The sequence below is a fragment of the Ectobacillus sp. JY-23 genome, assembly GCF_023022965.1.
GTDB lineage: Bacteria > Bacillota > Bacilli > Bacillales > Bacillaceae_G > Ectobacillus.
On the sequence record NZ_CP095462.1, the window covers coordinates 3,746,344 to 3,761,945 of the forward strand.

Annotated in this window: 9 protein-coding genes; 7 read left to right on the plus strand and 2 right to left on the minus strand. The window is 43.2% G+C overall.

Annotated elements, in window-relative coordinates; genetic code table 11:
• Nucleotides 1–7 precede the first annotated feature (7 nt).
• On the minus strand, nucleotides 8–385 hold the full coding sequence (locus MUG87_RS18980) for an ArsR/SmtB family transcription factor (protein ID WP_124565691.1): 378 nt from the start codon (nucleotides 383–385) through the stop codon (nucleotides 8–10).
• A 142-nt stretch (nucleotides 386–527) separates the two neighbouring features.
• Here MUG87_RS18980 and MUG87_RS18985 point away from each other — a divergent pair, with 142 nt between their 5' ends.
• The 4 genes from MUG87_RS18985 (at nucleotide 528) to MUG87_RS19000 (ending at nucleotide 3,092) form a co-directional block, all read left to right on the plus strand.
• Nucleotides 528–1,298 carry a hypothetical protein gene (locus tag MUG87_RS18985; protein WP_124565673.1) on the plus strand — a complete coding sequence of 257 codons (771 nt, stop codon included), beginning with the start codon at nucleotides 528–530 and terminating at the stop codon, nucleotides 1,296–1,298.
• Nucleotides 1,299–1,304: 6 nt separating this feature from the next.
• Nucleotides 1,305–1,604, plus strand: coding sequence for a metal-sensing transcriptional repressor (locus MUG87_RS18990; RefSeq protein ID WP_124565672.1), 300 nt, complete (start codon nucleotides 1,305–1,307; stop codon nucleotides 1,602–1,604).
• A 9-nt stretch (nucleotides 1,605–1,613) separates the two neighbouring features.
• Nucleotides 1,614–1,814 (plus strand): copper chaperone CopZ, encoded by a 201-nt coding sequence (copZ, locus tag MUG87_RS18995; protein WP_247084242.1) that lies wholly within the window; start codon nucleotides 1,614–1,616, stop codon nucleotides 1,812–1,814.
• 222 nt (nucleotides 1,815–2,036) lie between these two features.
• Nucleotides 2,037–3,092, plus strand: a complete 1,056-nt coding sequence (locus MUG87_RS19000) for an acyltransferase family protein (RefSeq protein WP_247084244.1) — start codon at nucleotides 2,037–2,039, stop codon at nucleotides 3,090–3,092.
• A 35-nt stretch (nucleotides 3,093–3,127) separates the two neighbouring features.
• Here the strand turns inward: MUG87_RS19000 and MUG87_RS19005 are convergent, their stop codons facing one another.
• On the minus strand, nucleotides 3,128–4,363 hold the full coding sequence (locus tag MUG87_RS19005; protein WP_247084246.1) for a helix-turn-helix domain-containing protein: 1,236 nt from the start codon (nucleotides 4,361–4,363) through the stop codon (nucleotides 3,128–3,130).
• A gap of 583 nt (nucleotides 4,364–4,946) precedes the next feature.
• Between MUG87_RS19005 and MUG87_RS19010 the strand changes: the two genes are divergently transcribed.
• The 3 genes from MUG87_RS19010 (at nucleotide 4,947) to MUG87_RS19020 (ending at nucleotide 15,600) form a co-directional block, all read left to right on the plus strand.
• The gene (locus tag MUG87_RS19010) at nucleotides 4,947–8,960 is read left to right on the plus strand and encodes a S8 family serine peptidase (protein WP_247084248.1); all 4,014 of its coding nucleotides are present in this window, start codon (nucleotides 4,947–4,949) and stop codon (nucleotides 8,958–8,960) included.
• 312 nt (nucleotides 8,961–9,272) lie between these two features.
• Nucleotides 9,273–13,370, plus strand: coding sequence for a S8 family serine peptidase (locus tag MUG87_RS19015; RefSeq protein WP_247084249.1), 4,098 nt, complete (start codon nucleotides 9,273–9,275; stop codon nucleotides 13,368–13,370).
• A 196-nt stretch (nucleotides 13,371–13,566) separates the two neighbouring features.
• On the plus strand, nucleotides 13,567–15,600 hold the full coding sequence (locus tag MUG87_RS19020) for a glycosyltransferase family 39 protein (protein WP_247084250.1): 2,034 nt from the start codon (nucleotides 13,567–13,569) through the stop codon (nucleotides 15,598–15,600).
• Nucleotides 15,601–15,602: the final 2 nt, after the last annotated feature.

Genomic DNA, 15,602 nt, shown 5'->3' on the forward strand with positions numbered 1-15,602 from the left:
GGTGCGTTCAATTCTCTTCTTTAACATGCGCAAAAGCCTGTTCAAAAATTGCCTTTACATGATCATCTAAAAGGGAATAGTAGACAACCTTGCCTTCCTTGCGGTTTTTAACGAGTTTGGCCTGTTTTAGCACCCGCAGCTGATGAGAGATAGCGGATTGCGTCATACCCAGCAAATACGCCAAATCGCATACACACATTTCACTGGCAAATAACGCGTGTAAAATGCGCGTTCGGGTGCGATCGCCCAGTACCTTAAATAATTCCGCCACATTCTGGAGGCTATCATCATCAGGAATGGATGATTTGACTTCTTCAATTACTTCTCTATGGATGATCGTTTGGCTACAGCTTTCCAAGCATGCGTCTTCTTTTTCTTCAATCATCATGATTCACCTCAATTATGAATATGTGAGCAATTGTTCATATGTTTATTATATGTAGTGGAATTTTTTTCTGTCAATCTTTTTTATATTGTTGCATACGCTAGGGGGGTATAGTATTATTGTAGACAAAGGAGGCAGGATCATGAAAAAGTGGATTGTGTCAGCAGTTGTACTGTTAGTTGTGATAATGGGCGGCTATCTCATTTGGAATACTATGCAAGCGCCTAAGCAGGAGAGTGGTCATCATGGTGATCACGGCAATCATGGAACGGTTGCTACGCAAGGAGACGTTACAGCAAAAGTTTCGTATGATAATGGAACATTTAACGTGTTAGTACAAGATAAGAATGGCAAACCAATCGATGATTTGCAAATCAATCACGAAAAAATCATGCATATGATTGTCGTGAGCCATGATTTAGGTCAATATTATCATATACACCCAGAACGAACGGGTGCCGGTACGTTTTCTGTAAAGCAGGACCTAGAGCCGGGGGCATACAAGGTGTTTGTTGATATAAAGCCCAAAAATGCTTCTTACGCTGTCGCGCCAATTGATGTAACAATCGGCAACGGTCATATGCATCACGAAGCATTACAGCCAGAGACAAACTTTACGAAAACGGTAAGCGGAAAAACAGTGACGATGAAGCCAGATACGTTTGCAGCAGGTGAAGCTGTTACATTGCGCTTCTCGTTTGCAGATGGCAGTGTGCCAAAGCCGTATTTAGGGGCGCTTGGTCATGTAGTCATTTTAGATGAAGCAGGAGAGAAGTATGTACATGTACACCCACTTTCCGCGAAAGAAACAGCGTTTGAAACAAAGTTTGATAAGCCGGGTGTGTATAAAATTTGGGCTGAATTTCAATTTGATGAGGTTCTTGTCTATCCGTTTGTTGTAGAAGTGAGGTGATAAACTATGGATCATTGTGAAAACAGCATGGTGCCGCGTACCGAAAAAGAAGTACAGGATTTACTAAAGCGTCTCAAGCGCATTGAAGGGCAGGTGCGCGGGGTGCAAAAAATGGTTGAAGATGACCGTTATTGCGTGGATATTATGGTGCAGATTTCCGCCATCAATGCAGCGCTGCATAACGTTGGTTTTCAATTGCTTGAGCGTCACGCGAGTCACTGCGTTGCCAAGGCGATTAGCGAAGGAAACGGCGAGCAATCCATGCAAGAACTTATGACAGTTATTAAACAATTTGCGAAAAAGTGAGGGAGAAACATGATTACGTTACATGTAGAAGGTATGACATGCAATCACTGCAAAGCGGCGGTTACAAATGCTCTGGAGGAACTGACAGGCGTTACCGCAGTAGAAGTACATTTGCAGGAAGGCACAGTTGACGTGCAATTCGATGAAGCAAAAGTAACAGTCGAAGCGCTGAAAGAAGCCATCGAAGAACAAGGCTACGACGTGAAGTAAGAAAAGGAGCTCCGCGGCATGCGGAGCTCCTTTTTTGAGGAATTTAGCTACTTTTGAAGATAATCTGGCAAGTTTCAGCAATTATTTAGCAACGCTATTAAAAATACAACGAACATCACAGCCACATGACTAATCCATTACCGTCCGTTTACAAAACGATAAAAAGCGAGAGAATAGCTTCTTCTTTTTTGTACAATTACCTCAGAAAACGGAGGTGAGGTCGTGAACAGGAGAGAAGAATGGTTAGATGCCGCAAAAGGCTTTGCTATGATACTGGTCGTTGCCGGACACGCCTATCAGCAAAGTGATATCATTACGTTTATTTACTGGTTTCATATGCCGGCTTTTTTCTTGTTCAGCGGCTATGTATCACGTCCGGTCGAAAACTGGTCGCAAGTGGGGAGCTATATTAAAAAGCGCTTTTACGGTCTATTAATCCCTTATATCACATATATGGCAATCTTCACGGTATGTCGTTATACAACAGAACTACTCCAAGGAAACACATCACTTTCCTGGTATTTATCTGACCTGGGGCAGCTCTTGGTTGGCGGCCGATTTATCACCGGGCATTATGGTGTATTCTGGTTTGTCACATGCCTATTTTTCACACAAATTTTGTTTGTGCTTCTGCAGCTTACCATTAAAAAAGAAGCTCTTCGGCTGCTTTCCATCGGCCTGTTTTATGTGCTTGCACATATTCAAGGAACAGTTGTCAGCACGTTACCAGGAAAAGAACCGTCCCTTCATGTGTTGATGCCGTGGAATCTTGATGTGACCATGCTGGCGCTCTTTTATTACAGCATCGGCTATTACGCAAAGCCGCTTTTACGTCGCGTGCCGAAATGGCTGACGGCAGGCAGCCTTGTGCTGACAGTCGGCGCTATGATCTTGCACAAACAAGGCATCATTGATTATCACTTAAGCATGAAGTATCTAACATACAACGATTATGTCTTAGACGCAATCATTCCGCTGGCGATGACAATCGCATATTGCGGGTTGTTTCAAATGCTGCGCTCTGTGCACATACAATCGTTTTTGTCATTTATCAATCAAAAAAGCATGGCGATTATGTACATGCACGTAAGTGTAAACAAAATATTGCTGGAGGTGTTTGATTACGGAAATATCATGTTTACGTTACTTGGCGTGACCATTCCAATTGTGATCGTCATAGTTGTGTCCCAATATAAACAATGGATTCATGTTATCAAGAGCCGAAGTATTGCATGGAGAGATATGCCGGCGATGATGGTCATGCAAAGGAAAATGTAAGAAGCATACGATGGCGTATGCTTCTTTTTTATCTACTAAAGCACCTCCCGGTTGATAACAGACGTCGCTACCTCCAAGGCTTGGTCAAGTTGGTTTGTCTGCAAATAGTAGTTGTACAGTTCTTTTTCGTACTGTATGAGATAGGAAATATGGCCATTTGTCTTAAAGTAAGGTAAGGCCTTCTTATGTATGTGATTGTAATAGCGTTTGAAATGCTTCTGTACATAATGGATGTGCAGTATAAAAAGAATCTCATATAGTTCATAAGCGAATACTTGTGAAGTATGTAACCCTTGTCTGGAAAGCTTCAGCAATTCATCCTTTGGAAGCAAGGCACCTTTTATGCAGCTGTGGACATAAGCCTCCAATGATAGAATGTATTCCTTCGAGCCCTCCGGCTTTAAGGCCATGGACTTCAGGTACAGCTCGCTGGCATTTTTATAATCTTTATTGTGGAAATATACCGATCCTAAGTTGTGAAGGCCCTTTGCTTTCTTTTCTGTAGCATGGCATAAATCACAGATTTGAATGAGAGATTCATAGTCTTTGATCATTTGTTCCGAATGTTTACATTCCATTTCTTGCAGCTGTCCCAATCTCAGCATTTCGGCATTAATAATACCTGGTAAATTATTGTTTTCTTTAAAAGCTTTTAAAGCTTTTACAGCGTTTTCATGGGCCATGAGCCTGCTATTCATATAATGATAAGCGATTCCTAAATGATACAAGTATTCCGGATTCGGGTAATCAGTATCAGAAATCTGTGTGAGAGCATCCAAGGCTTTTGTGAATTCTTGTCGGGACAAATAACAAATGCCGAGAAGATGGTTGCATAGACTATCTTCGAAAGGAGTAAACGCGTGTCTGTATTTTAGCAGTTTAGTCACAGCTTGGTATGCTTTGTCTTCCTCCTGCTGCATGAGAAGATATCTGGCTGATAACAAGGAGTAGAGGATATTTTCCTTCAAAATACAAATCCATTCATGGGTTTCGAGCTCTTGCTTAATGCTTTCTATTTGCTGACTTCTTTGTTTAATCATTGCATCATGCCAATTCATAAGTTTTTTTTGGATTTTTTTAAATTTTCGCCTTTCTTGCTCCATATTGATGCCAAGCTTGTTGGATAGATCCGTTATTAATTCAGGTGAATACTCTGTCAATCCACGCTCCACCTTGCTGATATGGGTCGCGGAACAAATGCCTTTTCCCAAGTCGGTTTGTGTCATGTTAGCTTTTTCTCGATAGAATCGTATAATATTTCCTTCCTGCATGGCAAATCCCCCGTTTAGATAAATGATGTGAAATAGAATAGGAATGTAGCTATTGTTTACAAAAAAAGGATGTAATGTGTGCAAAACTCCAAACTTATGATGTTACACCTATGAGTTCCTATATAGAAAAAACAAGTATCTTATATGAATTTAGAGAAAAATGGTCGAATTTCCTCTTTTTTACGTAGGTAATATGATTATTTCTTGCTAGATAACCCCAATTTACAGGTTCTCTCCTTTTCTATAAAATGTAAGATGAATTATCTGATTATTTAGTGAGTTGGTCTTTTTAATTGCTTCCAGATGATTGCAGGGTTGGGTTTGGTTTTTTTAAATCTAAGTCTTACATCGTGTGATATTGAAGAAATGTAGCTATATAAGTACAAGTAGAAAAACCGACATGCTTTTAGATGGGAGAGAAGAACGGGCGATGTGCAGAAGTGGTCAGGGCTTACATTTGTGCAAGCAAGATCATAGGCAAAAAGCGAGTCGTTCTTATTGCCATTTATATGTCAAGAACATATGTACTTATATATGTGGGATGCACGATAGCTTTACACTTACGACATATGGGGGGAAAACGATGAATACAAAATGGTTGAAAGTTGTTTCTACTAGCTTTGTAGCCGGTAGCTTGTTGGTCAGTAATAGTTTCACGAGCAGCGCGTTGGGTGCATCTGGAAATAATATGGAATCACCGGTATTGACACCTGCACAAACGAAATTGTTGCAGGAAGCACAAAAGTTACAGGATTTCCGTATCCCAAAAGGTGTTGATGTAACAAGTGAAGAGCCTGTGAATATCATTGTTCAATTCAAGGAAGAACCTGTGAAAATACAGGCTGCGAAACAAAAGGGTCGCAGTGCTGTTAGTCTAGAGAAGGCAGTTCAGAAAGTGGAAGAATCCCATCAAGCATTCAAAGCCCAATTTCTCAATACACAAGCAAAGTCGAAAGCTATTATTCAAATCAAACAAGAGTATCGCCATGCTTTCAATGGTGTGGCCATTACACTTCCAGCCAATAAAATTCCTGAGTTATTGTCTTCCAATCTTGTAAAATCGATTGCTGAGGATCAGGAAGTTCATATCAATCCCCCTGCGGAACATGAAAATAAACAAACAACTGTACCAGGAGAAGAAACGCTTCCGGATATCGGCGTGGACAAGCTTCATGAAGAAGGGGTTACCGGAAAAGGTGTTAAGGTTGGTGTGCTGGATACGGGAATTGACTATAATCATCCAGACTTAAAGGATGTCTATAAGGGGGGATATGATTTTATCAACAATGATAACGATCCGATGGAAACGACGTATGCGGAGTGGAAAAACTCAGGGCGATTGGAATCGAACAGGGGATCAACCTATTATACATCTCATGGAACGCATGTCGCAGGCACCATTGCTGGACAAAATAAAAACGGTATTCACGGTGTGCAGGGCATGGCGCCCGATGTGGACTTATATGCATATCGTGTTTTAGGACCTTATGGAACAGGACCTTGGTCAGGGATTTTGGCAGGAATCGACAAAGCGGTACAAGATGGAATGGATGTAATCAATCTGTCGCTCGGTAGTGCGACCAACAATCCATTCGATCCTGTTTCAATCGCGCTTAACAATGCTGCTATGACAGGAACAATTCCAGTCGTATCCGCAGGAAACTCAGGAGATCGCATGTATACGCTCGGTACACCGGGTGCGGCTCCACTACCAATTACGGTGGGGGCGAGTAGCTTTTCCATCACACTTCCAGAAGTGAAGGGAACTGTACATAGCGCTAACTCGTTTTCTATGAACCTTACATTGTTTGCTAAGCACTTTGAAGACAATGTTTCCTCCTTGCATGGGAAAAATCTTTTACTATCCTATGTTGGAAAAGGGCTACCAATGGATTTTGCAGGTAAGGATTTGAAGGATAAGGTTGTCGTTGCCAACTATGGTGGATATATTCCGGATTTGGTTGTTCAATATGCGAAGCAAGGCGGAGCGGCGGCCGTGATTTTTACAAATTCGAGCAACTATAATATGGATTATTTTATGGGAGAAAAAAGTACTTTCATTCCAACATTCAAAATAGCAAAGCAGGATGAAGCTAAGCTAATAGAACAGCTAACAAATAGATCAGTATCGTTTTCGTTTGACGAAGTAGGAGAAATGAAAACAAGCGGTGATCAGCTGGCACCTTTCAGCTCACGTGGACCGACATATGATACGTATGATATCAAGCCGGAGATTACGGCCCCTGGTGTATCGGTATATTCAGCTGCACCTTCTTATATTGCTGACCGTGAAAATACGGCGAACTATGAATATGCCTACCAGCGCATGTCAGGTACATCCATGGCCACACCGCATGTGGCAGGCATCACGGCCCTTCTTTTACAGGAGAATCCAAATTATACGACAGCCGATGTAAAAACGCTTCTAATGAACACCGCCGATAAAATGAATGGGGATTACAGCGTGTATGAAGTGGGAGCGGGGCGTGTAGACGCTTATGAGGCAGCGCATGCGGATGTAGAAATCCAAGTGAAGGGAGAAGCTCATAACATTGTAGATGGGCAGCTGGTCCCAATTGAAAATCTAACAGGAAGTTTAAGCTTCGGTGCGCAGACGAACACAAAAGAGACCGTCCAGACAAAACGTCAAGTTACAATTGCAAATCATAGTGCGCAGAACAAACAATTTGATGTGGAAGTAGTGTATCACAAAAACATTCGCAACGTGAAAGACGCCAAAGTGAACGGTGTGGAGCTGATTGTACCAAAAACCTTATCTGTTGCAGGAAACGCGGCCCAAAGCTTTGAAGCGACCTTACAGATTGCGGCATCCGCCGAGTACGGTGCCTATGAAGGGTATGTGATTTTAACGAATCCAGAAAACAAGGAGGAACAGTACCAAATCCCGTTCGGCGCGCGAAAGGTAGGAGAAGGCTTTAAAAACACGAAAGTGTCGCCGAATACGCTGACAAACATTGCAAGCAACCATACATTCGCCAATAATAAGGTGACGGTTTCGACAGAAATGATGTCACCAAATCTATGGGATATACAGGTGTTTCTCAAGGACACGAAAACAGGGCAAAGACTTGGGTTGCTCGGCTGGTATTTGCCTTCAAGCTTAGAAGAAGGTATGGAATATAAGATGCAGATAGATGGACGATACCTGCCTTTTTCATTATCCAATCCGAATGTGTATGGAGATAGCTTTGCTTCACCACGTTCTGGAGAATACATCGTTGAGGTTGTCGGCCGGGATGTGAGCGGCAAGACATTTACAGAAGAGCGCACAATATATATCGATAATAAAATGCCAGATGTCAAAATGCTGCGCTCCGGCGGTGTATATGAAGTAGGAACGAAGGGGATATCTATCGGTGGACGCATACAGGATACGGCTCTTGTGCGGAATCCGGATGGGGAAAATGCGGTGTATATGTTTGAAAACGTCACTGCCGCAACACTTGCAACAGCTGAACGAAAAACGCTTCCGCTTGATGATAGGGGCATCTTCACCACGAAGCTCGCATTACAAAAAGGAGAGACATACAAACAGGTTTTCCTGCTTCCGTCCGATGCCGCAAATAACGGCGTTATGTGGCATCCTGATTATAGCTATACACTTGTGAAGAAAGGAACACCATATGTGAACATCGTCGCAAAGCAAACAGATATTCATTGCAATGAAGAGTTTAAAGCACAGGTGGAAATGCACAACATCAGAGATTTACAAAACGGATCATTCACATTTTCCTATCCGGAAGGACTGGAGCTCAAGGACTTGAAGGTCAACAAAAAATGGAGCAAGCGTCTTTCCTTAGCTAAACAAGAACGAACAGAAAACGGACAAAATATTGTAGAAGTACAGGTGCAGGCGAATGGGAAGAAAGTGGACCTCCAAGACCATAATGCAATCTTAGATGCGACTTTCAAAGTCCGAAACGATATATATATGAAGGGGCCCAAAGAGCTGAAGTTGACAAACGCGAAGGTGCAGGAATTGGAAATTTTATCTTTGGGGCAATATGTAAATATCATGCCTGTCACCTCCCAAATCAAAGGATATCTGATAGCAGGCGCATTTTCATGGCGCTCTGTAACAGACACGAATTACAGCAAGCTGAACGGTAAGTTGACCGCTTATGATAAAGCGGGAGGTGTGTACGAAGGTGTTATTGCACGTGACGGTCACTATATGTTGAATGTACCGGCAAAACATGATTTTTATAAAATGGAAATCAAGATGCCTGGACATTTCCGCACGGTAGTAGATGTGGAAGAGATGAACGAACTGTATAAAGGAGAGCTCATCGGTACGTCCAAAACATTGGATTCAATGAGCATGACAGCAGGCGATGTAAATGGAGACGATGTGGTTGACGTGCTGGATGCTATTGAAATCAGGAATCATTACAACACGGATTATCGTAACGCCGACATCAATTTTGACGGAATTGTCAATGCACAGGATTTATTCTCAGTGGATCTGAATTATCGTAAGACCAACCCGAGCGTGGCGGATGCGCCGAAGCCGAAATTGGAGCATAACGGTATGACGATGGAAAGTATATTGAAGGAATTAGGAATTAGAAAGTAAAGGATGAGTTGCTCCGAATGAGGAGCAACTCATTTTAGTTACATATCTAGCCATTCAAGCAGTTGCGATTTACAATATGCCTGCGATAATAACCCAAATTCATAAGGAAGGTATAGAGTCTCTAAACCTTAGAAATTGCTGCTTTTCTAATAAAAGTAGAAAATACGAAGAGTGTTTCCAATGTTTTACTACGAAAAATACATGCTAAAATAACCCGATTTACACAGAACAGGTCCTTATATACAATTTTAACGACGAACAGGTATCTTTTTTGATGACTGAAAATTCTAACTTTTTAAAGGGGGAAAAGCATTGAAACGAAAACGTCATATATTTAAAAAGCAGGCAACTGCAGTTGTGCTTGGCTTTGGACTGTTATTACAGCCTTTTGGCAGCGAAAACACATATGTAAAAGCGCAGTCTTTTACAAGTGCGGAACAGTGGTTGGCGAGTTTGACCCAAGCGCAGCGGGAGGCATTGCAAAAGCTACAAACAACAGATGCGACTGGGCTTCATTTGGATGCAGCGGTAGACTGGGAAAGCGAAGAGTCTGTTTCTATCATCGTGGAATTTAAAACAAAGCCAGGGAAGGTTGCTGTTTTAGAAGCAAAAGCACGTGGTGAAGAATTAAGCTTGGCGGATGCAAAACAAAAAGCAGATGCTTCGCATGCCCGTTTCAATCAAGAGATTAATCAACTATTCAGTGAAAATGAACAAATAGACTATAAGATTCAACGTACATATAAGCATGCTTTTAACGGCGTTGCTATGACTATACCAGCCAAACAAGCAAAGGAGCTTTTGCACTCTGCTGTTGTGAAGGCGATTTGGAGTAATCAAGAGGTGCAAGTTGAGCAACCGGCTGCAGGGCAGGAAGCGGTAGGTTTAGTGTCAGCGCAGGTATCAGGCAGTCTAGAACTGATGGGAGTGGATGCCTTACACGCGGAGGGATACAAAGGCAGAGGTATTAAGATAGGTATTCTGGACACAGGTATGGATTATCATCACCCTGATCTGAAGGATGCATACAAAGGGGGATACGATTTTGTCGATAATGATGAAGATCCGATGGAGACAACGTATGAAGATTGGAAGAAATCCGGGAAGCCGGAGAAATATTTACTTTCGGGGGCCACGTATTATACGGAACATGGGACACATGTAGCCGGTATCATTGGTGGAAGAGGAACAAATGACAGCCCATATAAAATGGCAGGCGTCGCGCCAGAGGCCGATTTATATGCATATCGCGTGCTAAGACCGTACGGTATGGGTACGATAGAAGATATTATGGCCGGGATTGATAAGGCTGTTGCAGATGGAATGGACGTTATCAATCTCTCGTTAGGCGTCGGTATCAACGATCCGTTGAATCCAGTCAGCACCTCCATCAATCAGGCAGTATTAAACGGGACTACAGCCATTGTATCCGCTGGAAACAGCGGGAAGGATATGTACACGTTAGGATCTCCCGGCACTGCCGCATTGGCGCTGACAGTGGGAGCAAGTAGTGAACCGTACCGCTTGACAGCCTTCAAGGGCACACTACAAATCGGTGGCGAAACAGTTGTCACAGACCTGAGGCAGATGGCTAAGGGATACAGTGATGATAGCCAGCAGTTCAACGGTAAGTCATTTTCACTGGTGGATGTTGGCTTTGGGTCTCAGTCTGATTACCGCAACAAAGATATAAAAGGAAAAATCGCGCTCATCAGTCGCGGTAACAACATCACATTGAATGATAAAATGAAATATGCAAAGCAAAATGGAGCGGTTGCGGCTCTGTTATACAATGATAATCCACAGGAAGGCCACATTCCGAGCTTTCTTGGAGAGGGTCTGGATTTTCTTCCTACCTTTTCACTAACAAACGCCGAGGGCTTGGCGTTAAAGGCGAAAGTGATATCTCTGCATACATTTACCTTCCAGGAAATGGGGCAAGTTCAAACAAAGGGAGATGCCTTGGCTGACTTCAGCTCTCGCGGTCCTGCTCGTATCACGTATGACCTGAAGCCAGAGGTCACGGCACCTGGAGTTACGGTCTTATCAACCGTACCATCTTACATGATTAACAAAGAAAACCAAAGTGATTATCAATATGCTTATAAGCGCTTGTCCGGAACATCGATGGCAGCACCGCATGTAGCCGGTGTATCAGCGCTGTTGCTGCAAGCCAATCCAGGTTTGGAGCCGAGCGACGTTAAAGCGACTTTAATGAATACCGCAGATCCGTTACAGGGAGATTATAGCGTATATGAAGTCGGTGCAGGGCGTATTGATGCCTATGAAGCGGTACATGCCACAATGAAAATTAAAGTGTTAGATGAAACACCAATCGCGAAAAAAGAAAAAGAGAAATATAGAAAAGAAGAGCCGGGTGCTATCAGTTTTGGAACTGTTAATCTCAGCGAGGATATAAAGGAAGAACGCTCTCTTGTTTTGAGCAATACAGGCAATGAACCGAAGACCTTCCATGCGGAGATTAAGTTTCATACGAACGTGCGAGGTGCCAAAGACGCACAGCAAAATGTCGTCACTATGACAGTAGAGCCAACGATTAAGCTCTCACCCAAGCAAGAGCGGAAAACAACGGCAGCTATCTTCATCCCAAAAACAGCTGAAAAAGGAATATACGAAGGTCATATTGTATACACCAATCAGAATGACCCAAATGAAACCTATCAAGTGCCGTTTGCTGTTCATACAGTCGAGGAAGGCATTGAAATGTTCCAATTGTCATCACTGGGTCTTTCCAAAAGCAGAGATGACGGGGGCTTTGGTAATACGCTTGTTAAAAAAGATATCCATGCGCAGCTCGAGCTTAAGTCTAATATGAGAGCCATTGATTTCATTTTGATGGATGGAAAAACGAATCAAGATATTGGACATCTTGGTTCAATAAATGGCCTGCAAAAGAGCGAAGGTGTGTTGTATGAGCTACCGAGCTTATTCAAGGGGTATTATTATCCGCTTAACGTCAAGTCTGGCATGGTAAGCGAAACGCCTGTGGAAACTGTGAGCGGGTATTATAAAATCAAAATGGTTGCGATTAGTGATAATGGTAATGTATTTACGGAAATCCGTGACATTCTTGTTGACGGCGGGCAGCCGCAATATAAATTTGACGCGCCTGATATTATCGAATATGAAGAAGGACAAACATCCGTTTCAATTACCGGTTCTGTACATGACCTTGATATTAAAGGGTTTCAAGCAGCTGGTATGAAAATTGATCAATCTGCTAACAAAATTGCACATATAACAGGTAATCAAGGTGATGCCCCGAAGGAGCTCCCTGTAAATGTGGACGGCACATTTCAATATGAAATGCCGATTGGCCCGTACGGAGCGAGCCTTGCGTTCGTAGCAATGGACGCGGCAGGGAATGGTGCTGTAGGTGCACCAAAGCTTATTAACGTCATCAAAAAAGGAACGCCGTATGTATTGGCAAGTTTAGATAAAAAGGTTGCAAAGCCAGGTGATACAGTCAAGTTGCAGGTCGCGTTAAAAAATGCTGTCGATTTTAAAAAAAGCAGCTTAAATTTAGGTGTTCTCAAAGAGTATTTTGATATTGAAAGGGTAGACTTGCACCCTGAATCTCAAAAACTGGGAGAAGTTAAGTTAACACAGATAGCTTCAAATAGATGGACATTTGAAGCAGCTGAAGGCAACACACAAGCATTGAACGGAGAGGTTCCTCTGCTTGAGGCCACATTAAAAGCCAAGGATTACAATTTTGATAAAAACGTAAATGGAACGACAGTTTATATCAGTCAAGCTTCTTATCAAAATAGCTCTGGCAAAACAATTTCAATCATAGCCAATCGACCTACCATAGAATTTGAACCAACCTATTCAAAAGTGAAGTCCCTTTTGTATGCGGAGGGTTTGCTGAAAACGACAGGTTCCTTTGATAGTACAAGAGACTACAGTACTATCGGAGCACAGGTCTATATAAAAGATGCGCAGGGCAATATGTATGACCAGCTTCTCACAAAATACGGAAGAATAGAGGCGCTCCGCTTGGCATTGACAGAAGAGCCGCTGCATTTACACATCAATGTGCCAGGTCATTTTAAATCCGTATACACATTCCAAATTGGTTTGAGAAACGGAGCAGGCGAAGCAGTCGGGCAGTTCAAACAGTTGAGTGTGCCCAAAACCATCGGCGGCGATGTAACTGGTGATGATGTAATCGACATCATGGATGCGCTGACTATTCAAGCGCATTGGGGTACCAATGAGCGCAGCGTAGATATCAATTTTGATGGAATTGTCGATGCAAAAGATATGGCGTTTGTAGAGAAAAATTACTTGCAGCAAAACCCTACGATTGAGAGTGCACCGAAGCCTAAGGAACGCTATGAAGGCAAAGTTTTAGAGGATATTAAGCAAGAGCTAGGTATATAGGAATAGAGCGATTGAAAATGGAGATACGTCACAGCTGGCTCTCAAACGGACGGGATAAAGCGCAAAACTGAACAAAATACAGAATGAATTGAACGAAAAGGCAGGGTTTCCTGCCTTTTTTATTTATTCAGTTCATATATGGTTCATATTCCTTTGTTATAGTGTGCCTACATAACGTAAAGGAGTGATTTCCAAGGTGAAAAAGCGATGGAAGAGGATAGACAAGGTGCTGCTGATGATTGTGGCGCTCGCACTTATTTTAAATGTGTTTAACATATGGAAAGAAGATTATGCAAATCCGTATTATATGGCAGCTGTAAAAAGCATGCTCGAGAGCTGGAAGAATTTCTTTTTTGCTTCCTTTGATCCGGCAGGCTATGTGACGGTCGATAAGCCGCCTGTTGCATTGTGGGTGCAGACGATTAGCGCGTATCTATTCGGCTACCATGGCTGGAGCGTGATTTTACCGCAGGCGCTGGCAGGCATAGGCTCTGTTGTATTGCTGTATGCGCTTGTTAAACCCACATTCGGCCGGACTGCGGCACGTTTAGCGAGTCTGGTGATGGCGTGTACGCCAATTGCCGCGGCTGTCAGCCGTACAAATAATATTGATAGCTTGCTTGTTTTCACATTGCTTGTAGCGACATGGATGCTGTTTCGCGGTGTAAAGCAAGACAAGATAATCTGGTTGTTGGGGGCGTTCGCCCTCATAGGTGTAGGCTTCAATATGAAAATGCTACAAGCATATATGATATTGCCCGCGTTTTTCCTATGGTATGTGTTCAAGGCAAAAGGAACTTGGAAAAAGAAAGCAGGGGCGCTTTCTGGTGCGGTAGCCGTACTGCTGGTCGTCTCTGTTTCATGGGCGCTCATTGTTGACAGCATTCCAAAAGACAAGCGACCGTATATTGGGAGCAGTCAAACGAATTCGGTGCTTGAGTTGGCGTTTGGCTATAACGGCGTATCGCGTTTAACTGGACAAGGCGGCATGCCGAATATGACGCCTGAAATGCAAGAAAAACTTCAGGAAGAAATGAAGAAAAACGGTGGCAGCATGCCAGGACCATTTGGAAAAATGACGCCTGACATGAAAGAAAAGCTAGAAGAGGAAATGAAGAAAAACGGCGGCGCAATGCCGGGGCCGTTTGGGAATATGACGCCTGACATGAAAGAAAAGCTAGAAGAGGAAATGAAGAAAAATGGAGGTGCAATGCCGGGGCCGTCCGGAAACGTAACACCTGACATGGGTGGTATACCTATGATGCAAGGCGGTATGTTTGGAACCGGTGAACCGGGGCCGCTGCGCTTGTTTCAATCCGCATTGTCCAGTCAAATCAGCTGGCTGCTTCCGTTTGTATTATTAGGCTGTATTGCTTTACTGTGGGATATTCGTAAGCGAACAAACGCGCAGAAAGAAAGCATATTTTGGCTAGCTTGGTTGCTACCGGCTGCAGGATTTTTCAGCATTGCGGGCTTTTTCCACCACTATTATCTTATTATGCTCGCACCTCCAATTGCTGCTCTTACGGCTGCAGGATGGACGGCGCTTGTGAAGGGTTGGCGTGAAGGTCGTCAAGCGTGGCTGTTGCCGCTTGCCGTTTTCACAACAAGCGCCTTTCAGCTGTACGTGATGCTGCCTCATGTTGGAATTGGCTGGATCGTCGCACTTGGCGTTTTGGGTATCGGAATGACTATTTTGCTTTTATTGCGCCGAAACGAGAAGCTGGCGCTGGTTGGTTTCTTCGTTCTGCTGCTGGCGCCTCTTTATTGGTCTGCCACGCCGATGCTGTACGGAAATAACAATATACTTCCCGAAGCAGGCCCGAAATTAAAAGCATCGGGCAACATGATGAACGGGATGTTAGGTGAAAAAATGGACGAAAAAACTTTGCGCTATTTACAGGACCACCACAGCGGAGAAACTTATTTATTCGCGACCACAAATGCCAACACAGCTGCACCATATATCATTGAAACAGGTGAAGCGGTCATGGCAATGGGCGGTTATCTTGGTTCGGACCCAATTATGACAGTTGAACGCTTGCAAAACATGATTACTGCTGGAGATGTAAAATACTTCCTATTACCTACTTTTGGTATGGGTGGGAATACAGACGTGGAGGATTGGATTCGTACAAATGGAAGAGAAGTGCCGAAGGAGGAATGGAAATCTGAGACAAATGATAATCCGATGGATGCAGGGCTGCAATTATATGAAATCACAAAGTAAGG

What these genes read in the sequence shown, in the direction of transcription:
- MUG87_RS18980 (WP_124565691.1), bottom strand. Translation starts at nt 385, where the DNA reads ATGATTGAAGAAAAAGAAGACGCATGCTTGGAAAGCTGTAGCCAAACG.
- MUG87_RS18985 (WP_124565673.1), top strand. Translation starts at nt 528, where the DNA reads ATGAAAAAGTGGATTGTGTCAGCAGTTGTACTGTTAGTTGTGATAATG.
- MUG87_RS18990 (WP_124565672.1), top strand. Translation starts at nt 1,305, where the DNA reads ATGGATCATTGTGAAAACAGCATGGTGCCGCGTACCGAAAAAGAAGTA.
- copZ (WP_247084242.1), top strand. Translation starts at nt 1,614, where the DNA reads ATGATTACGTTACATGTAGAAGGTATGACATGCAATCACTGCAAAGCG.
- MUG87_RS19005 (WP_247084246.1), bottom strand. Translation starts at nt 4,363, where the DNA reads ATGCAGGAAGGAAATATTATACGATTCTATCGAGAAAAAGCTAACATG.
- MUG87_RS19010 (WP_247084248.1), top strand. Translation starts at nt 4,947, where the DNA reads ATGAATACAAAATGGTTGAAAGTTGTTTCTACTAGCTTTGTAGCCGGT.